Below are 23748 nucleotides of genomic sequence, written 5' to 3'. Positions count from 1 at the left end.
TTAAAAATTAGCACTCTTGACAAGTATTTTTTCTGTGCCATAAATTATAACTGTGCAAAACCACTAAAAAGACTGTGGAAAAATACATCGGTAGTTCGCCCCATAATTCTAACTCAAACTTTTCTTGGACGATAGAAATCATCAGAATTCCCCATACCATCCAAAAAGCGTACTTAGCCCATTGCTTTTGGCTGTGAAAGGTAGCGTGTCTGATAGCAAAAAAAGAGAGAACTAAGAAGATAATATCTATAACAGACCAGTACCAAATAGGCTGCTCATTACCTAGTGCAAGCCACGTTGAGGAAACAAGCAAAAAAGGCGTTAGGGCGCAATGTAAGGCACAGGCAAGGCTTGCCAAAATACCAAGATAGTCTGCTTTTTTAGAATTTAGTAAAGGTTTGATAAGCTGATAAATTTGAAATTATTTTTTTAAATGCAACAATGTTGCAAATATAAGTATTTTTAAGTTAAATGCAACAGAGTTGCAAAAATGAATTTTCAATCAAAAAAATTATCTTTACAAAAAATAATTAGCTATCTAGCTTAAAAAACTATGCAAAAAAAAATAATTATTACTGGAGGGTGTGGCTACATTGGTTCGCATACTGTTGTGGAATGTCTAGAAAACTACACTAGAAAAAATGGCTATGACGAAGATTATGTAGTTGTTTCTATTGATAGTTACCTCAACTCTTCTGCATCTGTGGTTGAAAATATTAAGAAACTAACAGGTAGAGAAGTCAAAAATTATGATACAGATTTGTGTGATTATGAAAAGACAAAAAAGATTTTTGAAACTGAAAGTAAGGATTCAGAACTGATAGGAATTATTCATTTTGCTGCTTTAAAGTCTGTTCCAGATTCGGTAGCTGACCCAGTTTTTTATTACCAAAACAACCTCAACTCACTTCTCAATATTTTGAAATTGAGTAAAGAATATAAGGTGAAAAACTTTATTTTTTCTTCTTCTTGCTCTGTGTATGGGAATGCAAAAGAACTTCCTGTTTCTGAAAATACGCCTTTTGGTGTAGCAGAATCTCCGTATGCTTATACCAAGCAAGTAGGTGAGCGAATGATAATTGATTTTGCCAAAACATCTGAACATCAAAAATTTGTTTTGCTTCGTTATTTCAATCCAGTAGGAGCTCATGTTTCGGCACAAATTGGAGAAGACCCTAAAAATCCACCCACTTCACTTGTTCCAATCATAACACTTACGGCAGCAGGAAAGCGAGACAAAATGCATGTTCATGGAAGCGATTACGATACTCGTGATGGCTCTTGTATTCGGGATTATATTCACGTTTCAGATATTGCAGAGGCACACCGTTTGGCAATTGATTATTTAGTTAAAAATAAAGAAACAGCTGAACAAATAGAAATTTTTAACTTAGGAACAGGCAATGGAGTAACCGTCTTGGAAGCTATAAAAGCCTTTGAAAAAGTTAGTCATCAGAAACTAAATTATGAACTGGGAGAACGCAGAGAAGGAGATGTTGTAGAAATTTATGCAGACAATCAGAAAGCAAAAACTGTTTTGGGTTGGATTCCAAAATATGGCATTGAGGAAATGATGTCTTCAGCGTGGAAGTGGCAAGAAAGAAACGTATAAAAAAATACCTATCAGAAGTCTGATAGGTATTTTTGTAATATTTTTTGTTAGTTGTAGTTTATCTACGATGAAGTCTCCATTGTGTAGAGTGGTCGCTCGCATAAACGATAATATAATCATCATTACGATAATAATCTACATCATAGATATCACCTTTTCCGTCTTTTACAGTGTAGAGAAAACCTCCCTCTCCAGTATCTTCTAAGTTGTGAAAATCGATAATATCAAATTTGTGCCATTCTCCATTGCTAGAGAAATACACTTCCATTACTTGCGTATTGGCAGTATTCGTTTTGAGTTGAACAGAGAAAACATCTCCATCGTAAGTAAAGTATTTTTGTGCTGCTGCATTAGATTGCAGAACGAACATCAGCATCATCGCACACAGAGAAGAAAATAAAAATTTCATAATAGAATAAATTTAGAGTATAGTAATATGATTTAGTAATTAAGCACATCAAGGCATTGACAAACAACGTGCAAATTTTAAGAATTATTAGTAATTTCAGTCTTTAATTATATAAAACCTTTGTAAGTTTATATTTTGATTGTTTTTTGATTTTTAGTGTTTTGTTTTGTTATTTGTTGTTTTTGCAAAATATTAATCTGTCAAAATTATTTTTTGAAGAATACTGTTTTATTGAAAAGCCTATCGCTATATAGAAATAGACACAATTTGATTTTTACTAAATAACTAACCATCAGACCCATAAAAAATTGTAATAATCTTTATTAGCTATACTGTCAAATCTAATAACTTATCACTATATCATGTGTTATCTTTAAATGCAAAGTTTTTATCCACCACACTTAATCACATTTACTTCTATGCCTTATTCAACAACTGAATTTGAAACCTCTCCAGAACTTACCCAAAAACTATATGACAACAGTATTATCAAAAACTATGAAAAAGGAGATACTATTTTAGAAGAAGAATCTTCTATCCGTTCCATTCCCATAGTGTCAAAGGGAAGTATTCGTGTTATTCGAACAGAAGAGGATGGAAGGGAAATTTTACTCTATTACATCAAAGCAGGAGAGAGTTGTATTATGTCCTTTTTAGGAGGAATGCACAATGAAAAAAGTAAAGTTAGGGCAGAGATAGAAGAGGATGCCGAAATTCTTTTTCTTCCTATTGATAAGGTAATGCTTTTTATAAAAGAATATCCTGAATGGCTAAATTATATTTTTAGACTTTATCACAAGCGTTTTGAAGAACTTTTAGATGTCGTTAATGCTATGGCTTTTAAAAAAGTAGATGAACGTCTCTTACATCTTTTACAGAAAAAAGCCAAGCTAATAGGTTCAAAAACTATTTCTATCACTCATGAACAGCTTGCCAACGAACTCGCCACAGCAAGAGTAGTTGTTTCTAGGCTTTTAAAACAATTAGAAAACAACGGAACAGTAGAACTAGGGAGAAACAAAATCAAACTTCTGTAACAAAAGTAGCTGATAAAGCTCTTGAAAATCTTCATTTTTGTAGAAAAAAACATATCTAAATCCTCGTTGATAGTTGTATTTTTAGCCTCAACGACGGTTGTATCAACTCATTTTCTATAAAAATTATGGTGGAAATTTTAGGTTATTTGGCTGCTATCTTGATTGGACTTTCTCTTGGACTTATTGGAGGAGGAGGAAGTATCCTAACTGTTCCTGTGTTGGTGTATTTATTTGCCATTGAGCCAGTAGTAGCAACGGCATATTCACTTTTTATTGTCGGACTGACAAGTAGTGTAGGAGCTTTTAATTATTTCAAGCAAGGTTTGGTTAAGCTCAAAACGGCTCTGCTTTTTGGTATTCCGTCTATTTTTTCGGTGTTTTTGACACGAAATTATCTTATTCCTACCATTCCAGAAGAAATTTTTAGTGTAGGTAGTTTTACACTTACCAAAGGTGTTTTCTTGATGGCTCTTTTTGCTGTCTTGATGATACTTGCTTCTTATAAAATGATTACTTCTAAAAATAAGCCTAAAGAAACGGTTAAAAAGCAAACTTCTCAAAGCACTAAAGAATATGTTTTGATAATACTCCAAGGACTTTTTGTAGGAATGATAACAGGCTTAGTGGGTGCAGGAGGTGGATTTATCATTATTCCTGCTTTGGTTTTTCTTCTAGGTTTGGAAATGAAGGAAGCCATCGGAACATCGCTTACTATAATCACTCTAAATTCACTATTTGGTTTCTTAGTTTCACAAAGCCATATTCAAACTGACTGGACGCTACTTTTAGGACTTTCAGCTATGGCAATTATAGGCATTTTTATAGGAATGCGACTTGCCAAAAATATAGACGGAGCAAAACTCAAACCTCTCTTTGGATGGTTTGTACTGCTCATGGGAAGTTATATTTTATTGAAGGAGTTGGTTTTTTGATTGCTTATTATGGTTCATTTCGCAACTGCTCTATTTGTTCAAGTGTTAAGCCTGTATGTTTGGCGATATCTTGATTAGAGAGAGGCGTTTCAAACAAACTTCTTGCAATTCTTCTTTGCTCTTCTTGTTTGGCTGTGTAGATTATGCTGTTTTCAATACGCCTATTTTCTTGAAAACGGTCATACATTTTCTTCTCTTCTTGAGTAAGAACTTCGTACTGTAATTTTTCTTTAGCTTTGTCTAATCCTTTAGCCTTGAAAGATTCTTTTACTTCGCTATTTTTAAGAAAATACACCCATTCATCAAGCGTATTTTTGGCTACATCGTCAAAATTATTGACTTTCAAAATATAATATTTTGGAAAAATATCTGATACTTTAGCCACATCATAATTTTGAACTTGCATCGTAGTAGGAAGTAAAATATCGTTTTCGTGTATTCCTACAAACTCGCCTTTATACTCATAGACGTAATCTTTTCCTTGCCCTAAACCAAAATACACGATATTGATAGAATATATTTTTTTTATTGTTCCGTAAGGTTCGCCTTCTTTGATGTATTCAGTTACCAATTTTGAAACACCATATAACATACGATGAAAATAATCTACCTCTGAATCGTTTTGGACTTCTACTAACATCAACTCATTTTTATCAGACTTTACCAAAATATCTACTCGGTTGTATTTATCGTACTCATCTTGTTTATTGCCTTCACTTTCTAAAATACTTTCTATCGAAACATCAAAACGCAGAAGTTCAGATAAAAAGCCTTCTAGAATACCAAAATTGGCTTTGTGACGAAGCAATTTTTTCATTGCCCAGTCAAAACGGATTAGTTTTTTGTTCATGCTTTGGTTTTTTGATACTGATGAAAGATTATACTTTATTGGCAGTAACTAACTTCTTCAAATAACAGAGACTTATTTTTGAAACTGTTTCAATGTCTCTAAACTGTTTCCCAAGTAATATTTTTTTAACATTTTAACTACTCTCTCGTGATTTTCTTTTAATGTATTTAGATTCCAATGAGAGTATGTCATAAAAATATAATTAGTATTTGCTCTATTTTCAATAGACCCTTTGTACTTCTGCTTTTTTATAGGATATTTATTGTTACTTAGAGAGGCATTTTTCTTCCTATCTACTAAAACTATATTTCCTAAACGATGTATCCATGTTCTATGTTCTTCTTCTGTGATATTCCAATCTAAGTAATTAATTTTTTGAGGAATTAAATGTTCAACGGAAGATGTGTTTCTATTATAATATAGTTTAGTGTTCAGATTAGTAGAGAGTAAGTCGATTTTTAAAAGCAAATAACGAGTTTTATTGATTTTAGAACCAGAAAAACTACCCCAGCGTTCAGACTCAAGTAAATCAAACAATTCTTGTAAATCAATTTGTGTAGAAGCCTTCTCATCTTGATAGTCATACACTAAAATTTCATTATCTAAAAATGCATCACAGCAGGCTTTTGGGTCAGAGTAACGAGATTTTAAATCATCCATTCTTCTTAACATTATAAAAATCCTTGACTGTAAGTTTCTTTTTCCAGTAAGCCAAGAAGCTGAGCAAATATTATCTAGCTTTATCAAGAAATCGACTATTCGATACTCTCCAAAACATTCTTTATAATGCATCAAAGGAGCAAAATATGTATTTCCGAATGTGGTGTTTAGTATAAAAACAAGATTTGAGAAAAAATTTTCATACGAAACTTGATGAAAGTTAGCATTACTTATCTTATCTAAATGATCTATGTATTTACCAACATAATTGAAAGTCCCTTCACCTTTTTCTAAATAATTTCGTGAGTACATAAAATTAAATCCTTTTGTGAGACTTTGATTGTCATCACTCCTATACTTCATTTTTATAAATACTAAAGCCCACAAAAAATCATCAAAAGATTTGTAAGGTAGATCTATGCTGTTTTCATAGTCTCCCCACTTCTTTGCTAACCTTTTTCTCAACGTATGATCTTTGACTTCTCTAAGGTTTTGCGCTCTCAAAATATCACTTACTTGTAGTTGCAACCCTCTGCTATTAAGTACTGTAAAGAGATTATAAGCATCATCAAGATTATTTGGAGTAGCTAAATAAAGAGCAAGAACTTTCGTAGATAGAAAAGTATAAAAATCATTTATATATTTTTGAGGACTTTCAAACTCTTGTAGTTTAAAATTCCACCATTTTTTCATCGACAAAATAGCATTTGCCATATTTTTCACAGAACTACTGTCTTTCTCTGCTATTATCTCACTTAGACGACACTTATTCAAAGTTCCTTCTGGTCTTATGACAAACTCGTTTAAAAAATTACTATCATCTCTTATTTCAAATTCAATTCTGTTCCTTTCTGGTATGCCATCAAATTCATCTTTTTCTTGTCGCATCCTCTCAGACACTTTCTTCCTTAGGGATTCACTTTCAGAGAGGTCTCTTATAACTGCTTGTAAAAGATAAAGAGTTATGAATCTCTGTTGTCCATCCAATATATCTTGACATACATACTCTAAATTATCATCTCGTTTTATCTTGGTATTCCATATCATACACCCAAGAAAGTATTCCTTCTTTTTATCACTATCAAGAGCTTTAGAAATATCCTCCAATAGTGCTGTAATTTGTTCCTCCCCCCAAACATATGGTCTTTGGTATTCAGGAACATTATAAAAACAATCAGGAGCAAAAATATCTTTAATATATTTTTTTCCAGTATCTAAGTTATAATTATCCATATTATTTAAAACGTATATTTTATGAAATATAAATGTAATTATAAAAAGGGTAAAAACAAATGTAATTTTTTAATTCCCACAAAAAACCTAAAATTCCCTTAAAAAAATTGTTCTGTAACAAAAGTAGCTGTACACAAACAACCTAACTACTAATTTTGTAGTATCTTAAAGGAACAAAAGATTCCTAGAAGAAATTTTTCAACACTTTTCAAATTTAAATATCATATCATTATGAACATCGAACAAATATATACAGGCTGTCTAGCACAAGGAGCATATTATATCACTTCTGAAGGTGAGGCTGCCATTATTGACCCACTGCGTGAAGTAGAACCCTATTTGGAAAGACTTAAAAAAGATGACGTAACATTAAAATACGTTTTCGAAACACACTTTCACGCCGATTTTGTTTCTGGGCATTTAGATTTATCTAAAAAAGCAAATGCTCCTATCGTTTATGGCGCAACAGCAAAACCTAGTTTTGAAGCCATTATTGCAGAAGACGGACAAGAATTTAAGGTAGGAAAAATTACTATCAAAGCTCTTCATACCCCAGGGCATACAATGGAAAGTACTACTTACTTACTTTTAGATGAAAATGGAAAAGAACACGCTATTTTCTCTGGCGATACACTTTTTATTGGTGATGTAGGTCGTCCAGATTTAGCTCAAAAAGCTGCTAGTATGACACAAGAACAACTTGCAGCAACGTTATATCACTCTTTGAGAGACAAAATAATGACTTTGCCAGATGAAGTTATTGTTTATCCTGCACACGGGGCAGGAAGTGCTTGTGGTAAAAATATGAGTAAAGAAACTGTTTCTACTATTGGAGAGCAGAAAAAGACAAACTATGCCCTTCGTGCAGATATGACAGAAGAAGAGTTTATCAAAGAAGTTACTGATGGACTTTTACCTCCTCCAGCTTATTTTGGAATGAATGTCGCTATGAATAAACAAGGTTACTCTAGCATTGATGATGTCATGGAAAAAGGTCAGCAGCCTTTGAGTGTAAAAGAATTTGAAGTAGCTGCTGAAGAAAGTGGAGCGTTAATTTTAGACACTCGTAATCCGAATGAGTTCCATAAAGGATTTGTTCCTCAGTCTATCAATATCGGAATTGATGGTGGATTTGCTCCTTGGGTAGGTGCAATGATTCGTGATGTAAAGCAGCCAATTTTGCTTGTTGCAGATGAAGGCAGAGAAGAAGAAGTAATTATCAGACTTAGTCGTGTTGGTTTTGATAACGTCTTGGGGTATCTCAAAGGAGGTTTTGAAGCTTGGAAGTCAGAAGGAAAAGAAGTAGATACAGTAGATAGAATTTCTCCAGAGGAGTTTGCTTCTCGTTTTGATAAAGAAAAGAGCAAAGTTGTAGATGTTCGTAAGCAAAGCGAATACGAAGCACAGCATGTAGAGGAAGCGTACAACAAACCTTTAGATTTTATCAACGATTGGGTAAGAGACATCAATCCAGATGAGCATTTCTTTATGCACTGTGCAGGTGGGTATCGCTCTATGATTGCAGCTAGTATTTTGCAAGCTCGTGGATATAGAAACTTCACTGAAATTGAAGGAGGTTTTTCTAAAATAGATAAAAATACAGACGTTCCAACTTCAAATTTTGTCTGCCAAAGCAAGACGCTTTCTAAATAAGACCTCTAACTAACCTATAAGGTCTCCAAGACCTTATAGGTTTCATAAAAAACAGCTATGAATATTCAAATACAAGTAGAAAATATAAAATGTGGAGGCTGTATGAATTCTATTAAAACAGCCTTACTCAAAAATCAAGAAGTAGAGCAGGTAGAAATAGACAAAGAAACAGAAACAATTACTATTCAAGCCAAAACATCTGCCGAGCGTGCTACTTTTGTGAATTTGCTCTCAAAATTGGGCTATCCAGAAAAAGGAGAAAATGATTTTATGCATAAAGCAAAGTCTTATGTGAGTTGTGCTGTCGGAAGAATGAGTAAAGAAAATTAGGGCTGTAAACAAGGCTTCTAAAGTAAATTGCCCACCTTTTGTAATAAAAAATTAGGAAGAAATTAAAAATAAAATTTTTATCCCCAGTAGTCTATTGACTACACTTAGTGAAAACAGAATCAAATCATGATAGAATTTATAACCCAACCGTGGTCGTGGTATGTAGCAGGTATTTTAGTAGGACTAACAGTGCCTACACTTCTTATTATTGGTAACAAATCTTTTGGAATTAGCTCTTCATTAAGACACGTTTGTGCTATGTGTATTCCTGCCAAAATTCCATTTTTTCAGTATGATTGGAAAAAGGAAATTTGGAATTTATTTTTTGTTGTCGGAATCCTTTTGGGTGGAGTGTTGGCAGCCAACTTTTTGACTAATCCAAATGATGTTCAAGTTTCGGCAGACCTACAAAAAGATTTAGCCAATTATGGAATTACAAATTATTCTAATCTCGTTCCTTTAGATATTATAAACTGGGATAGTCTCTTTACACTCAAAGGATTTCTATTGATTGTTGTGGGTGGTTTTTTAGTGGGATTTGGTACTCGCTATGCAGGAGGCTGTACGAGTGGACACGCCATTATGGGAATATCTAACCTTCAATTGCCCTCCCTTATAGCTACGTGTTGTTTTATGATAGGAGGTTTTATTATGGCAAATTTGATATTACCACTTATTCTTTCTCTATAAAATTAAAAATATATCCAGTCTGATTGTTGTTCTGACTGATAAAATAAAAAATATTATGCAAAATCAAACAGTATCTTTCAAAGCATCTATTTCTGATACCAATCGTAGAAAAGACTCTATTTGTATTAATGAAAGTGAAGTTAAAGAGAAATGGTATCATAACTTCAAATATCTTTTTGTAGGAATCGCCTTTGGTATTGTGTTCGTAAAAGCTGAAATAATTTCTTGGTTCAGAATACAGGAGATGTTCCGTTTAGAGTCTTTCCACATGTATGGTGTAATAGGAACAGCTATTCTAGTAGGAATGACTTCTGTTTTTATTATTAAGAAATTTAATATCAAAACACTTTCTGGTGAAAAAATTGTTTTCAAAGATAAAGTTTTCAACAAAGGTCAAATCTTTGGAGGACTTATCTTTGGCTTAGGTTGGGCTATGACAGGTGCTTGCCCTGGTCCTTTGTTTGCTCAGATTGGAACAGGAGCAACAGTTGTGGCGATTACACTTCTTAGTGCCATAGCAGGAACTTGGACGTATGGACTTTTAAGAGAGCGATTGCCTCATTAATTTTACTAAATGCTGTTGTTGGTATTTTAGTATAGAGATACCAATAAGTAAGACCATTTTTCTTATCGAAAAATGGTCTTTTTGTGTTATAATTTCTAAATCTTATTATTGATAAATAAACATTAAAATCTATTCCAACGTTTATCAGCTAAACCAAATTAATTTATTCCACTTAATTTTTGCAGAAATGAAACTTCTATTTTCTAATCTATTTGTTTTAAGCTCTCTAATTTTTTTTTTAGTAAGCTGCAATAATACACCTAAAACATCAAACGCATCGGATATGACAACTACTAATCCCACCTCAGCAGAAACGGTTTATGAATTTAAAGTAAAAGATATTGATGGAAACGATGTCGATTTATCTAAATACAAGGGCAAAAAGCTAATGATTGTCAATGTAGCTTCAAAATGTGGTTTTACTCCTCAGTATGAAGATTTACAAAATGTAAAGGAGAAGTATAGCGATAAAGTGGCTGTTTTGGGTTTTCCTGCCAATAACTTCGGAGGACAAGAACCAGGTTCAAACAAAGAAATTAAAGAGTTTTGTTCTACAAAGTTCAATGCCGATTTTGATATGTTCTCTAAAATTTCGGTTACTGGAGACGACCGTGCGCCACTTTACACATGGTTGGCTGAAAAAGCAGGTGAAGAACCGTCTTGGAACTTTTGTAAATATGTAGTGAGTGAAGATGGAAAAACAGTTCAATTTTATAATTCAAGAATGAATCCGATGGAAATTGCAGAAACATTATAACAAGGTATAAAAATGAAACTTTTAGGGAGAAGATTTGTCTTTTCCCTTTTTTATGAACCTTAAATTGTTTTTAAATCGTTATTTTAGAAAAACAAATCTAAAAGTTAAATTATTATGAGACCGATAACATTAAGTCTAACGCTAGAACAAGTCTTAGAATTTGTCCAAAATCTGCCTAAAGAATACAAAGAAGCTGTAAAACAGAAATTAGAAGAAGAGCAAGTAGATAAAATAAAGCAACTTGAATCAGGTTATATATCTAAAAACTCAAATAAAGAGTTTACCCCTCTACCTTCTCAAAACTCAATAGAATCAATAAATGAAAATACTGAACAACCAAAAAAGTCAATAGTTGATGAAATTTCAGGTATTATCCAAGATAATAATCTTCCTGATTACAAGGAGTTGAGAGATGCTTCTATCATAGAAAATTACCAACAGAAATCATGAACATATTTATAGATACTAACATTCTTATTGATGTTATAGGAAAAAGAGAAGACTTCTTTGAAAATGCACAAAAAATATTGAAATTAGGTGAAGAAGGAACTATCAACTTATTCATATCTCCTCTTTCTTTAGTTAATAGTTTGTATATTCTCAAACGCACTTATAAAATTGATGAAGAGAGAGTAAAAACTATTTTAAAACAAATTACAACTTTTATAAAAGTTACAGACATGACAGGAAAAAATGTTGATGATGCCTTAAATTCTAATTTCAAAGATTTTGAAGATGCTTTACAGAATTTTAGTGCAGAAAACAATACTATTATTTCTGTTATCATAACTAGAAATCCACAAGACTTTTCTAGTTCTTCATTGCTTGTTCAAACTCCAAAAGAATTTTTAGATACCAATAATTTCAATGAGAAAAATAGTTAGTTATCCTATTCTTAATCCAAATACCAAAATATCATCAATTTGCCTTTCTCTGCCCTTCCATTCTTCAAACTTATTTTCTAAGAAATCTTTTTGTTTGCTCATAGGTTTTTGACTTGCTTCTAAAAGCAAATTTCTTAGCCCTTTCAACATTAATTTTCTACCTTTTTGTCCTCCAAATTGGTCTTGAAGTCCGTCAGAACATAAATAAAATGTAGTAGGGATAAAGTTTTGATTCTCATCATAGAGAGAAAGCATTTGATTTGTAAAAACTATTTTTTTACGTTTTTGTTCTCCTCCTATACTGCGTTTGTCTGCTTTCAAAACTTGTAGCTCTTCTTTGTTGTCTTCTTGAACAAAGTACAAAGGATTCATTGCTCCTGCATATTCTATGTGCGAGAATGAATCGTCTGTTTGCCTATGTAGAGTAATCACAACAGCATCCATTCCATCTACATTTTTAGAATCATCTTGTTTTAAGGCTTCGAAAATACCGTTATGAAGCTCTTCCAAAATTTGTGCTGGGTCTGTTACATTATTGACCTTTACAATAGAATTTAGAAGCTGAGTGCCTATCATAGACATAAAAGCCCCTGGAACGCCATGTCCTGTACAGTCAGCTACAATGAATATAATTTTATTATCTACTTCTTCAAAAAAGTAAAAATCACCACTCACTACATCACGAGGCTTGTACAATACAAAAAAATCATTTTTGCCTTGTTTGTTCAAGCTATTTTCTATCCTTTTATTAAAGGGTAAAATAGCTTCTTGTATGCGCTTGGCGTATGTAATACTAGAATTTATATTTCTATTTTGCTCTTGCAGTTCATTTTTTTGTTGATTTACCATTTCTACAGTAATATTCAATTCCTCATTTACCTGTCTCAAACTTTCTGACTGAATAGTAATTTCTTCTTTTTGAGTTTCTAACACTGTATTTTTTTGAACGACTTCTTGTGTACGCTCTTTTACGATAGCTTCTAATCTTTCCTTCGAACGCTTCAAACGCAATGTATAGGCTCTCACAATTCCATAAACTATTAAAATTGCCAAAAGCAGATAGACAAAGTAAGCAAAAGCAGTTTTATAAAACGGAGGTTTGACGGAAAATGAGAATGAATCTGGTGTACTAATTTGATTAAGAAAGTTTTTTGCTTGCACTTCAAAAACATAATCTCCTTTGTCTAAATTAGTATATTCTTTTTGTGTTTGGTTTGTCCACTCCGACCATTCATTTTCATAACCTTTCAATCTAAAACGAAACAGGGTTTCTTTTTCAAGATAATAAGCTGGAGCTGCATAGCTAAATACAAATGAATTATTCTCATACTTAAAACTGCTATTTTTTTCCAATATTTCATTTGGATTTCCTTCTCCATAGAAAATAATACTATCTGAATTTGAAAGTTTTATCTCTCTAATGAAAGTAGAAAATTCTGAAGGCTTACCATAACTTAATTGAGGCTGATAAAGTGCAAGTCCTTCACTGGTTGCTATCCAATACACTACTTTTTGATTGATTTTGTCTTCTAAAATAGTTTGAATTTGTCCATCAATGGCTAAAAGTGTAGTAGAGTCAGATTTGTTTTTATTGCCATTTGGATAAATAATTTTGTTGGATAAATCCCAGTGATTATTTTGAGAATCTATGAAGAGATTTTGAGTCAAAATAAAATCACTTTTTGAATAAGGCTCAAAAATTTGTTTTTCATAATTAAAGTTGTATTCTTTTCCTGCTGATTGAAAAATAATTTTGCCATTCTCTTCTATCATTCTACAATTTGCTATCTCTTCTAATCCTTTTGTTTGTAGTATTACTTTAGCATTTTCAATATTTTTTTTGGAAAAATCTGTGATATGAATTTGATAAAAACCTTTTGTTGGGTTTTGTGTCCAAACAAAGCCAAATGTGTCCTCAATGACTTTACGAGTAATAACTTCTTCCATTGCTTTTACTTCGCCCAAACGTACAAATCTATCCTGACTTTGTTGATAGCGCAAAACTTCAAAACCTTGATATTTTCCATTATAAAAAATAGAACTATCTTTTTTTGAGCGACCTATTGCCATAGTAGCCCAATCACCATTTACATTTTGAATAACTTTTTTATCTGCAACATAGAAAAAGCCACGGTTTCCACTTGCTACTACAAACTTAGAAGTGGTAACAGGCACAATTTCCCAACATTGAGTATGAGGAAAACCGTTGACCAATTCAAAATTGTTGTTTTTTAGAAAAAATAAACCGTTGTTGGCAGCAATATAAATTGTACTGTCTTCATTTTTATAGGTTTGATTGACACGAGTAATAACATTATGATTGAAGTCAAAAAATGTGAAGGGAAGCTCAAAAGAAATTTTGGCTAACCCTTTATAAGTGGCTGCCCAAATAGCATTCTGACTATCTACATATACTTTAGCAATGTCATTCGAAATCAAACCTGTTTTCTTATTGATGTGCTGCACTACTTCTCCATTGACATTTATTATCAAAATACCATCATCAAAAGAACCTAAAACATAGTAGTAATTTTGCTCTTTGTCTTTAAAATAAGTAGCTGTGTATAAATAATTTTTTGCTATCCAGTCGTTAGCAGGTGTTTGAAATTGATAGACGCTATCTTTTTCATCATCATATATGAATGCACCAGTTTCTGCTCCAAATAAAAGTAATTGATTTTCTCTGTGTGGAAAGAAACCTTTTATATTATCAGAAGTCAAATAGCCTGTGTCTAACTTTTTCATCCATTCTCCATCTATTTTTTCAAATAAGCCTTTGTCTGACTTGTTTAGAAGAAGACGATTTTCGAATTGAAATAGATTTAGTTTGTTTTCTCCTTTTTGTTTATCTACTACAAAACTACTATCAGCAGGGTTGAACTTATAATAAACGTCTTCACTAGCAAAGTAAACTTCGTTTTCAAAATAATCTACTCTAGTAATAAAAGTTAAATCTTGGTGTTCTTTTGGTAGAAGAGTAGAAAGAGAATGGTAAGTGAGTTTTCCATTTTTATCAGCACTCATATAACCTACATCTGAATCATCAGCAATATATAAATTTCCTTTTTCATCAAGAACTATATCCCTAACTCCTCCAGCAGTAGACGTTTTGAGTTTTTTCCAACTGACACCATCATATTGTAATAAGTTATCTCGTGTAGCAGCATATATTTTTCCTTGTTTGTCTTGTATAACTGTCCATATAACACTTCCATCTTTGTAAGTTTTTCTATCATAATTTTGAATAAAAGGCGTTCCGTTGATTTCAAATTGTGCAAGACAAACTTGAGAAGTAAAGCAACATAATAGAAACAGTAAGAGAAATAATTTTTGAATGCTTTTCATAAGTAAAGTTGGAAGAATAGAAGTGATTTCAAGATACTAAAATACTATAAACCAAAAAATATTTAGATGCATAATTTGTGAAAATAAAATAAATAGCATACATTTGAAAATATAGCTATACACATTGTTTAGTACATCTTAACTCAACAAAAAATTATTCTTATGGATAAGAAAAAAGCAAAAAAGTCATTAACAGAACTTTCATTATCTGTTACTTCATTGACAACAGAGGAAATTACTCAAGTGACTGGAGGGTTACGTAGAGAAAGCAGACGTAAGTCTCTTGAAACACGTCAAGAGAGAGAGTTGAAAACTAGAAGCTAATGACATAAAAAAAACTGTAGTAATCAATTATTACAGTTTTTTTTATCATCATATTTTATGGAAAAAAATAAAATTTTAATTATTAGTAATACTTCTGATTATGAGGTAGATGAAATAGAAAATAACCTTGCAAAAGAAGTATGTTTCAGAATAAATACAGATACTCTAAACATAGAATATAATATTTATATAGATTTAGAAGACTTTGAGTTTAGAGTAACTAATAAAAATACAAATATTTCTATATCCTCTGAAGAAATAAAGACAATTTGGTGGTCAAGAGATGTAAATATGGATAGCTCAGAGGTAGAAGAGCATTTAAAGACTTTTTTGATACAAGAATATTCTGCTAGTCTGTATGCCTTGTTAGCTTGTGCTGAGAATTCTTCTATAAAAATTGTGTCTAATCCTAACTTTACACGACAAGCAGCAGACAAAGCCAAACAGCAAATACAAGCAAAAAAAGTAGGTTTTCAAATACCTAAGCAAATCATTACCAACACGGTAGAGTCTTTTGAAAGATTTGCTAAAGATAAAACAATACTTTTCAAGTCTATTTATGGTTCAGATTATATAGTAAAGGAAAATACTGAAAATGCTTATTTTACATATCCGACTACCATTACTCAAGAAATGTATGAATGGATTATAAATGATGAGATTGATTTTCACATTTATCATTTTCAAGAAAAACTAGATTTTATTTTTGAGTACAGAGTCGTTGTTTTTGGAGACCAACTATATGCGTTTAAAATAGAAGGAGATTATACATTAGATTGGCGACGCTCCGAAGATAAAATTAAATTTACTTACATTAAGAATTTTGAATTTAGTCATTTATGTTTTGATTATCTTGCTTCTTTTAATTTGGATTTTGGAAGTTTTGATTTTATTCAAACTGAAAAAGGACTTTATTTTATAGAATGTAATAACCCAGGTTATTTCCTTTTTTTAGATAAGTCTAATAAACTGAACTTAGCTGAAAAGTTTGCTGCATTTTTAAAACAAGAGTAAAAGAAGTATCAATATCCATCCAAATTTCTTTTTATTGTATCTTACCTCAACATTTTCTCATAAAATAGGGTTGTATAGAACAGAGATGGTTTTGTTTATCAAAACATAGTTATACTATCGAATTTCGCTGAAAAAACAACACAATGAAAACTCTATTTTTCCCTATCTTAATTTTACTTTTTTTTATCTCTTGCAATGAAAAATCTACTTCTGCCAGTGAGCTTGATAAGGAAAAGAAAATTATCAAAATTAGTCCAAAATATATGGTTGTTCCTCCTACGAATGCGCCAGAAATTGATACAAAATTTGGTTGGGTAAATACTGAAAAGTCATACAAACTAGCTGATTTTAAAGGAAAAATAGTTTTGTTAGATTTTTGGACATTTGGTTGTATCAACTGCCAACATATCATTCCAGACCTTGAAAAGTTAGAACAAGAATTTGAAAACGAACTTGTCGTGATTGGTGTCCATTCAGCAAAATTTAGTGCAGAACAATCTACTCAGCGCATACGTCAGGCAGCCTTAAAATTTGGTGTTCATCATCCTGTTGTTAATGATGCAGATATGAAAGTATGGCAAAGTTATGGTATTCGTGCTTGGCCTACACTTACACTTATTTCTCCAGAGGGAAAAGTGGTTTGGCAACGTGCAGGGGAAAAATTCTATGAAGATGCTAGAAGTCAGATTATGGCTCTAAAAGTAAAGCATAAAGATATTCTAAACTCTGAAAAATTTGAATTTCAACTTGCCAAAGCAGAGAAAAAAGAACTGATGTTTCCTTCAAAAATCATTAGAGCCAATCAAGACGATAAAGAACCTGCCTTTTGGATAGCTGATAGTGGAAATAATAGGGTTTTAAAAATAAATTTGGAAGGCAAAGTTTTAGAGACTATTGGAAATGGTAAAAAAGGAAATACAGAAGGAAGTTTTGAAAACGTAGAGTTTTACGAACCTCACGGACTGGCTCTTTCTGAAAATGGTAAAAAACTCTACATTGCAGATACAAAAAATAACGTTATCAAAGAAGCAGATGTAGAAAACAAAACCGTCAAAACGATTGCAGGAACAGGCGAGATGAGTTATTATTTTGGAGATAAAAAATGGGGAGAAAATGTCAATCCAAACTCGCCTTGGGATTTGCTTATCGATAAAAAATATCCCAACACAATGTACATTGCAAGTGCAGGAAATCATCAGATTTTGAGAATGAACTTGCAGACTAACCAAGTAGAGCGTTTTGCAGGAAGTGGAAGAGAACAACTTACCGATGGAGACGACTTTAAGAAAGTAGCCTTCAATCAACCTAGTGGACTCACGCAAGCTGAGAACTTTTTATATGTAGCAGATTCGGAAGCTAGTGCCATTCGCCAAATAGACTTACAGAAAAAGGAAGTCAGAACGCTTGTCGGTTCTGGACTTTTTGATTTTGGAGATACGGACGGAACAGCACAAAAAGCCGTCTTACAACATCCAGTAGGCATTCTTCACGATAACAACAAAGTCTATATTGCTGATACCTACAATGGGAAAGTAAAAGTATTGGATTTAGAAAAAAATAGAGTAAAAACCCTCATTAGTGGACTTTCAGAGCCAAATGATGTGCTTCTGATTGGAGATTATTTGTATATTTCTGATACCAATAATCATCAAATTTTGAGAGTAAATACAAAAACGTTTGAGAAGGAAGTGATTTTGTAGATTTAGAGTTTAAGGTGTTGTTTCAAAAAGCATGGTGATTTAATTCTGTTTGTAGGGTCAGAGTGAGGCAATATGAACAAATAGTTACTTTTTTATTCGTTTTTCAGCAGCTAAGAAAGAGCTTATGGTATTATCTTTTTATTTTTCTTTATCAGGCCAGTCATGTATTACTTGATTATGAGGACTTGAAAGGAAAAAAAAGAGAGGAACTACTGAATGTCTCATAGAGTTAGGTCTTATATCAGATGTTTTATATAATTCTTCTTCTACTAGAAAATTGTATTTAATAGGGCAGCTCTTATAGAAATTATATATGTCTTCAAGTACATTTTCTTCTGTAATACTATTATTTTTACTGCTAGAATTGTAGCCTATTTTCTTACACATTCTAGCAAAATCAAATGCGATTTTATCAAACTGATAAGTGCGAATCTTACTATATGAATATCCTATGTTTATATCATAACCAATGAGATTAATAGCTTGTAAGTTAAAAATACTATCAAATTTATGTTTATACTCATACATGAGAGGAGTAATTTGTTTTTTGTCTAAGAAAATTTGTTTATCCAAAGTATTAGAAATAGAAATACAATTAGACATCTCTGAATAATTTATACTCATTAGACTGTCCAATTTGGGTAAATAAATTTTGATATAATCTATAAAGTCAGAGTAAATTATTTCTCCTTGTATTATGGGTGGATATACTTTAAATAAGTTTATGACACTATCTGTTACATGCATATACTCTTTAAACTCGGCATTAGTAAGTAATTTGATAAAGCAGTCTCCTCCCCGTTCAACAACAAGAGTACTATCTTTTCTAATATAACTACGATGATGCTCATAAATCTTATCTAATTTGTAAAGTTGTTTATATACGAAAGCACTATCTTTTAAGATAGTGTATTTCCCACAATACATTGGTAGTTTGGTTTGAGCAAAACAACAGGAGCTAATAACTATAAATAATAAACTGATTACGTATCTCTTCATGACCACAAATTTACTAAAACTCGCCCTTTTCTTTTACGTATGAGTTGTTGGTCTTTGTAATGGTAAGCCAAAACGAAAGACCAACAACAATAGAAAATTACATCTTTTGTAACTCATCATTTTCAATAATTTCTAATTCATTTTTACCATCATTAGCTGCCACTATCATTGCTTTGGCTACCTGTGAACTTTCGATGCCGTCGTATTTAGCTGGAATAATCGGACTGAAAAACTTTACAAAGACTTTTGAAATATCCTCTCCCAAACGGTCTTCGTTTCTATCTCCCAAGAGAAGTGAAGGGCGAGCAATGGTTATCTTTTCAAAATCTAATTGAGAAATAGCTTCTTCGATTTTGCCTTTGACTTCATTATAGTAAAAAAATGAATCTTTGTCTGCTCCCATTGAAGAAACAAGGGTAAATGATTTTGCTCCATTCTGTGCCATTACTTTTCCAAATTCCCAAATATAGGTGTAATCCACTTTATAGAAGGCTTCTTTGCTACCTGCTTTTTTCATCGTTGTTCCCAAAGCACAAAAAGCATCGTCGCCTTGAATTTCATTGCTATATATAGATAAGTGGTCAAAATCTACGACTACATATTCTACTTTTGGTAAGTCAGAGGCTTTTGGTTTGCGTGTGAGAGCCAAAATTTTGTCGTAACGGTTGTCTTCTGAAAGGTGTTTGATAAGCTCTTGTCCAATAAGTCCAGTGCTTCCTGCAATAACGGCTGTTTTTCCCATGGTGATATTAAATTTCTAGTGAGGTAAAGGATAATTCTATTTTAGTAAAAACAAATCAAAGGACAAATGTTTTTTTGAAAATAATAAATTCGTTGTAATACAAAAGCCTCTGCCAATAGTTTGTACTTTTGTAGAAAGATAAAACATTACAAAATCAAAATTATAAAATGGACAAAAAATATTATTTCAGAAATGCAATCTATGGAGGTGCGCTTATCGTGCTGATGTTTTTAGTGTATAAGTGCAGAAGTTCAGAAAATGTTGGGAATATTCTGACTACAGAAGACAAGAAAATGTACCAAGTCTATGGCGAGACAATGGGTACAACCTATACCATAAAATATGAAGCTGAAAGTGGGAAAAATTATCAAATGGCAATAGATTCATTACTCAAAGCATTTAATCAAAGTCTTTCGACCTACATTCCAAATTCTGAAATTTCTATTTTTAATAGAATGCAAAATATAGATAGTGCCATTGTTTTTCAAAACAACTTTTTTTATCCAGTTTTGAAAAGAAGCAGAGAAATTTTTGAAATCAGTGAAGGAGCATTTGACCCAACGCTTGCGCCTCTGATTCGTGTATGGGGATTTGGAGAAATAGAAGAGCCAGAAAAAATACCAACAGAAAAAATTGATTCTCTATTAGAATTGGTAGGTTTTGATAAATATATTGTCTTTGATGAAAAAATACTCAAAAAGACAAAGCCACAGATTCAACTCAATTTCAATGCGATTGCACAGGGCTATGGAGTAGATGTAATTGCGTTTTTTTTGGAAGAGCAAAATATTAAAAATTATATGGTAGAGATTGGAGGAGAAGTGAGAGCCAATGGAAAAGGAACAAGTGGAAACGGCTGGAAAATAGGCATTGATAAGCCGATTGAAGAAACAAAAGATAATCCAAACACAGAAAGAAAGCTACAAGCCATTGTTACGCTCAACAACAAATCCTTAGTAACCTCTGGAAATTATCGTAAATTTTATATCAGAGATGGAAAAAAATACCCTCATACCATAAATCCAAATACAGGCTATCCTGTTTCTCACAACCTTTTGAGTGCAACAGCTTTAGCAGATGATGCTATTACAGCTGATGCCTTGGGTACAGCGTGTATGGTTTTGGGAAGGGAAAAAGCTCTAGAAATGATTGAAAAACTAGACAACGCAGAAGTGTTTTTGATTTATGATGACAATGGAACAGTCAAGACACAGATGAGCAAAGGCTTCAAAAACTTTATAGAAGAATTATAAGGAAAGTTTGTTTTTGGAAAATTTAAGAATAAGAAAATTTGTTTATATTTAGTCTCCAACAACAGTTTAAGACGTATTACTTATCTTTTACTCTTCAAAAATAGATGCAGTTATGTGAGTTTGGCTAGTAAATTGAACTAAATTGACTTATGCCTAAAATATTGTAAGAAAGAGTTGTTAAGTTCTTTCTTGATTAGAAATTTATATTTAATTCTTATCCTAAATAAACAAACCATTATGAAAATATTTCTTTTTCTGTGTAGCATGTTTGCTTTTACTTTTTTTGCTACTTCGGATGCTGCTGCACAATGTAACTTAGATTCTATGGCGCAAGTCAAGATATTACAAAAACTAAATCAAGATGGGTATCGCCTTTCAAAAAGCTATCGTGTGCAGCGAACGTGTAGAGGCTGTAACAATTTTAGAAATTATACAGTCATCATGACGAAGGGAAATACTTATACATTACGAATTTTGAGCAGTGAAGGCGAGGCAAAGGGTATTATTGCTAATTTTAAAGAGCTTGCAGGAGAAGTGATTGCTTCTAACTACGATGCTGGTACAAATAAATTTTATACAACTATTACGTTTCAGTGTAACAAAACAGCTCCCTATTATCTCAACTTTCTCCCCAAAAATTCGAAAAGCTCCTGTGGGATGGCATTTTTAGCTTTCAAAAGAACAAAATAGAAAACACAACTATACTTGTTGGTGTTTTAGAGGCAAAAACCTAATTCTGAGAAAGAGTTAGGTTTTTTCTTGAACAAAATGCTAAAAAATTGAACAGAATTTATGTATTTTGCATATACATTTTTATAGAAGTGAAAAAAAATATCGATGAAAAGAACAGCATTTTATTTGGCTTTATCACTTGTTCTGACAGGGTTAGTTTTTCTTGTGTTAGCTGTTCAGAGTTGGAATAAAGAGCAAATTCGCCAAACGAAATATGAGCGTACTTTAGGTAGAGTTATTGAAATAAAACCTCTTCCAGAAGAAAAAACTTATCCTGTAATTGGTTTTTATGCCTTAGATAGCCAAAAAGTGATGGTACACGCCAAGCACGAAACGTCTCGTTTTTCAAGCTATGAACTGGGTGAAGTTGTAGAAATTTATTACGACATTATCAATCCAGATGACACACATATTGTGCGCTATGAGTGGTTTTGGATGAGTTTTTTGTCCATTACAGGCATTGCCTTTATCGGAGGAGGGATAATTTGGGGAGGCTTGGTTTGGCTACGAGCCAACCGTAAGAAATGGCTTTTAGAGAATGGAAGCGTTTTGGAAGGCATAGTGCAAGGCGTAGTGCAAGACCCACAAATTACACTGCAAGACCAGCCTGCTTATGTGATTTTGTGTGAATGGAAAAAAGACGAAGATTCTAGTGTTTTGCTTTTCAAAAGTGAGCCATTGGCACAAGACCCATCCGAACTATTAGAAGAGAAAGAAACACTACCTATTTACATAGATTTGGACAACCCTGAACATTACTGGGTAGATATTTCTTTTTTAGAAGAAGAGCAAAATGAGGAAATAGAAGAGGAAACTAAAGAAATTACGGAGTAGATTATGAAAATACACGATTTTGAAAGTCATATCGAAACTCGTTTTGTAGATAGAGGTTTCCACATCTACGAACAAGATTACATTCAAGAAATAGAAACCATAGGAAAAGGGGAGTTTACAGCCACAGTATTAGGCACAACTTTTTATGAAATTTATGTAGAATTAGATGAAGAAGAGGTAGTAGATTGGAATTGTACTTGTCCTTACGATGGCTGGATTTGCAAACATGTTGTAGCTGTGTTGTATTATTTGCGTGATTCTAAAATGTGGAGAGAAATTCCTCAAAGCTCATTATTAAGAGAAGTTGAAGCCATTTTTGATGAGCTTTCAAAACAAGAAATTAAAGAGTTTATGATGGACTATTTGAAAAGAAATAAGGGTTTTAGAGAAGGGTTTTTAGATGAATTTAGGAAATAATCATAGTAGATTCCACGTATTTTTTAAACCACATAGTTTAACATAGGTATATTAGAAAACTGATAAACTACTCCTTCTCTAAGCTCTTCGATTGTATCTGAACAGGGTTGTTCAAGATATTTTTTTGTTGTATACTCATTTTACTTTCTGGGTTTTGTTCTTCTGATACAGAAATGGGTTCAAAGGTTAGGATAACCGTTTTTTTAGTGATGTTTTCTAAGAGAGGTTGGAGCATTGTCTTTGCCATCGCTTGTGTCTGAACAAGGATTCCAGATTCTAAGGCAGCTTTTTCAATTTGTTTTTCAGCTTTTGCAAAGGCTTCTCCTACAAGGTTGTCATCTTCCATAAATGGCAAAGATTCGGCATCATATACTTTAGATTTTTGATGGTCTATTTTGTAATAACAAAGTTCTGGGGCAGGCAAATGAATATAAACAGAATCGCCTATTTCTGTAATATCTTCCGATTTTATGCGTGTCAAGTCCATACAACCCACAGCTTCGGCTGCGACGATGAGCAAAACCTTTGAATCCAAGACAGAACTATAACCGTGTTTTTGTGTATGTTCTACAACATCTTTAAAATTATATTTGACAAGTTCTAGCTTTCCCAAACCTTCCACTTCTTCCAAAACCGTTTTAAAATTTGTCTCTGTAATGGTTTCTTTTGGAGTTAGTAATTCCTTTTTTTCCTGTTTTAATACAAAATAAATCACACCCAAACCCACCAATACAACAATTAAAAGACCCGTTATAGCTTTGATAAGATTTGTCATG

The 23748-nt window shown here is 32.4% G+C and carries 25 protein-coding genes; 17 read left to right on the top strand and 8 right to left on the bottom strand.

Features of this window, described 5'->3' with window-relative positions:
- Nucleotides 1–7: 7 nt before the first annotated feature.
- On the bottom strand, nt 8–361 hold the full coding sequence (locus QZ659_RS00270) for a MerC domain-containing protein (RefSeq protein WP_291720331.1): 354 nt from the start codon (nt 359–361) through the stop codon (nt 8–10).
- Nucleotides 362–553: 192 nt separating this feature from the next.
- Between QZ659_RS00270 and galE the strand changes: the two genes are divergently transcribed.
- Nucleotides 554–1612 (top strand): UDP-glucose 4-epimerase GalE, encoded by a 1059-nt coding sequence (gene galE / locus QZ659_RS00265; RefSeq protein WP_291720099.1) that lies wholly within the window; start codon nt 554–556, stop codon nt 1610–1612.
- A 58-nt stretch (nt 1613–1670) separates the two neighbouring features.
- On the opposite strand, the gene QZ659_RS00260 is transcribed toward galE, so the two are convergent.
- Nucleotides 1671–2021, bottom strand: coding sequence for a hypothetical protein (locus QZ659_RS00260; protein ID WP_291720096.1), 351 nt, complete (start codon nt 2019–2021; stop codon nt 1671–1673).
- 419 nt (nt 2022–2440) lie between these two features.
- Here QZ659_RS00260 and QZ659_RS00255 point away from each other — a divergent pair, with 419 nt between their 5' ends.
- Together QZ659_RS00255 and QZ659_RS00250 are read left to right on the top strand one after the other, a co-directional pair.
- Nucleotides 2441–3058 carry a Crp/Fnr family transcriptional regulator gene (locus tag QZ659_RS00255; protein ID WP_291720093.1) on the top strand — a complete coding sequence of 206 codons (618 nt, stop codon included), beginning with the start codon at nt 2441–2443 and terminating at the stop codon, nt 3056–3058.
- Nucleotides 3059–3183: 125 nt separating this feature from the next.
- Entirely contained in the window at nt 3184–3990 is an 807-nt protein-coding gene (locus tag QZ659_RS00250) for a sulfite exporter TauE/SafE family protein (RefSeq protein ID WP_291720091.1), read from the top strand.
- Nucleotides 3991–3997: 7 nt separating this feature from the next.
- On the opposite strand, the gene QZ659_RS00245 is transcribed toward QZ659_RS00250, so the two are convergent.
- Nucleotides 3998–4840 carry an Rpn family recombination-promoting nuclease/putative transposase gene (locus QZ659_RS00245; protein WP_291720088.1) on the bottom strand — a complete coding sequence of 281 codons (843 nt, stop codon included), beginning with the start codon at nt 4838–4840 and terminating at the stop codon, nt 3998–4000.
- 72 nt (nt 4841–4912) lie between these two features.
- Nucleotides 4913–6733, bottom strand: coding sequence for a DUF262 domain-containing protein (locus tag QZ659_RS00240; RefSeq protein WP_291720084.1), 1821 nt, complete (start codon nt 6731–6733; stop codon nt 4913–4915).
- Between the two features lie 231 nt (nt 6734–6964).
- Here QZ659_RS00240 and QZ659_RS00235 point away from each other — a divergent pair, with 231 nt between their 5' ends.
- The 7 genes from QZ659_RS00235 (at nt 6965) to QZ659_RS00205 (ending at nt 11612) form a co-directional block, all read left to right on the top strand.
- Nucleotides 6965–8386, top strand: a complete 1422-nt coding sequence (locus tag QZ659_RS00235) for an MBL fold metallo-hydrolase (protein ID WP_291720081.1) — start codon at nt 6965–6967, stop codon at nt 8384–8386.
- Between the two features lie 57 nt (nt 8387–8443).
- Nucleotides 8444–8716 (top strand): heavy-metal-associated domain-containing protein, encoded by a 273-nt coding sequence (locus QZ659_RS00230; RefSeq protein WP_291720078.1) that lies wholly within the window; start codon nt 8444–8446, stop codon nt 8714–8716.
- Between the two features lie 126 nt (nt 8717–8842).
- Complete coding sequence (locus QZ659_RS00225; protein WP_291720076.1) at nt 8843–9406, top strand: YeeE/YedE family protein; 564 nt, start codon at nt 8843–8845, stop codon at nt 9404–9406.
- A 55-nt stretch (nt 9407–9461) separates the two neighbouring features.
- Nucleotides 9462–9971 (top strand): DUF6691 family protein, encoded by a 510-nt coding sequence (locus QZ659_RS00220; protein WP_291720073.1) that lies wholly within the window; start codon nt 9462–9464, stop codon nt 9969–9971.
- Nucleotides 9972–10254: 283 nt separating this feature from the next.
- On the top strand, nt 10255–10728 hold the full coding sequence (locus QZ659_RS00215) for a glutathione peroxidase (protein WP_366935834.1): 474 nt from the start codon (nt 10255–10257) through the stop codon (nt 10726–10728).
- 114 nt (nt 10729–10842) lie between these two features.
- On the top strand, nt 10843–11178 hold the full coding sequence (locus tag QZ659_RS00210; RefSeq protein WP_291720067.1) for a hypothetical protein: 336 nt from the start codon (nt 10843–10845) through the stop codon (nt 11176–11178).
- On the top strand, nt 11175–11612 hold the full coding sequence (locus QZ659_RS00205; protein WP_291720064.1) for a type II toxin-antitoxin system VapC family toxin: 438 nt from the start codon (nt 11175–11177) through the stop codon (nt 11610–11612). Before QZ659_RS00210 ends, QZ659_RS00205 begins: the two co-directional genes overlap by 4 nt.
- On the opposite strand, the gene QZ659_RS00200 is transcribed toward QZ659_RS00205, so the two are convergent.
- Nucleotides 11613–14957 (bottom strand): SpoIIE family protein phosphatase, encoded by a 3345-nt coding sequence (locus QZ659_RS00200; RefSeq protein ID WP_291720061.1) that lies wholly within the window; start codon nt 14955–14957, stop codon nt 11613–11615.
- Between the two features lie 162 nt (nt 14958–15119).
- On the opposite strand from QZ659_RS00200, the gene QZ659_RS00195 reads away from it, so the two are divergent.
- The 3 genes from QZ659_RS00195 to QZ659_RS00185 all read left to right on the top strand — a co-directional run bounded on the left by QZ659_RS00195 (nt 15120) and on the right by QZ659_RS00185 (nt 17995).
- Entirely contained in the window at nt 15120–15281 is a 162-nt protein-coding gene (locus QZ659_RS00195) for a hypothetical protein (RefSeq protein ID WP_291720059.1), read from the top strand.
- Between the two features lie 57 nt (nt 15282–15338).
- The gene (locus tag QZ659_RS00190) at nt 15339–16295 is read left to right on the top strand and encodes an ATP-grasp domain-containing protein (protein ID WP_291720056.1); all 957 of its coding nucleotides are present in this window, start codon (nt 15339–15341) and stop codon (nt 16293–16295) included.
- 143 nt (nt 16296–16438) lie between these two features.
- Nucleotides 16439–17995 (top strand): thioredoxin-like domain-containing protein, encoded by a 1557-nt coding sequence (locus tag QZ659_RS00185; protein WP_291720053.1) that lies wholly within the window; start codon nt 16439–16441, stop codon nt 17993–17995.
- A 138-nt stretch (nt 17996–18133) separates the two neighbouring features.
- On the opposite strand, the gene QZ659_RS00180 is transcribed toward QZ659_RS00185, so the two are convergent.
- Together QZ659_RS00180 and QZ659_RS00175 are read right to left on the bottom strand one after the other, a co-directional pair.
- Complete coding sequence (locus QZ659_RS00180; RefSeq protein ID WP_291720049.1) at nt 18134–18994, bottom strand: hypothetical protein; 861 nt, start codon at nt 18992–18994, stop codon at nt 18134–18136.
- Between the two features lie 97 nt (nt 18995–19091).
- Complete coding sequence (locus tag QZ659_RS00175) at nt 19092–19736, bottom strand: oxidoreductase (RefSeq protein ID WP_291720046.1); 645 nt, start codon at nt 19734–19736, stop codon at nt 19092–19094.
- Between the two features lie 167 nt (nt 19737–19903).
- On the opposite strand from QZ659_RS00175, the gene QZ659_RS00170 reads away from it, so the two are divergent.
- From QZ659_RS00170 to QZ659_RS00155, 4 genes are all read left to right on the top strand, one after another.
- Nucleotides 19904–20989, top strand: coding sequence for an FAD:protein FMN transferase (locus QZ659_RS00170; RefSeq protein ID WP_291720042.1), 1086 nt, complete (start codon nt 19904–19906; stop codon nt 20987–20989).
- Nucleotides 20990–21226: 237 nt separating this feature from the next.
- Nucleotides 21227–21679, top strand: a complete 453-nt coding sequence (locus tag QZ659_RS00165; protein WP_291720039.1) for a hypothetical protein — start codon at nt 21227–21229, stop codon at nt 21677–21679.
- A 147-nt stretch (nt 21680–21826) separates the two neighbouring features.
- Nucleotides 21827–22555: a DUF3592 domain-containing protein gene (locus QZ659_RS00160; protein WP_291720037.1), complete on the top strand. Its 729-nt coding sequence runs from the start codon at nt 21827–21829 to the stop codon at nt 22553–22555.
- 3 nt (nt 22556–22558) lie between these two features.
- On the top strand, nt 22559–22972 hold the full coding sequence (locus QZ659_RS00155) for an SWIM zinc finger family protein (protein ID WP_291720035.1): 414 nt from the start codon (nt 22559–22561) through the stop codon (nt 22970–22972).
- Between the two features lie 67 nt (nt 22973–23039).
- Here the strand turns inward: QZ659_RS00155 and QZ659_RS00150 are convergent, their stop codons facing one another.
- Nucleotides 23040–23747, bottom strand: coding sequence for a DUF4230 domain-containing protein (locus tag QZ659_RS00150; RefSeq protein WP_291720033.1), 708 nt, complete (start codon nt 23745–23747; stop codon nt 23040–23042).
- Nucleotide 23748: the final 1 nt, after the last annotated feature.

This window comes from Bernardetia sp., from assembly GCF_020630935.1.
Taxonomy (GTDB): domain Bacteria; phylum Bacteroidota; class Bacteroidia; order Cytophagales; family Bernardetiaceae; genus Bernardetia.
This window is presented reverse-complemented; position numbering and strand designations above follow the sequence as displayed.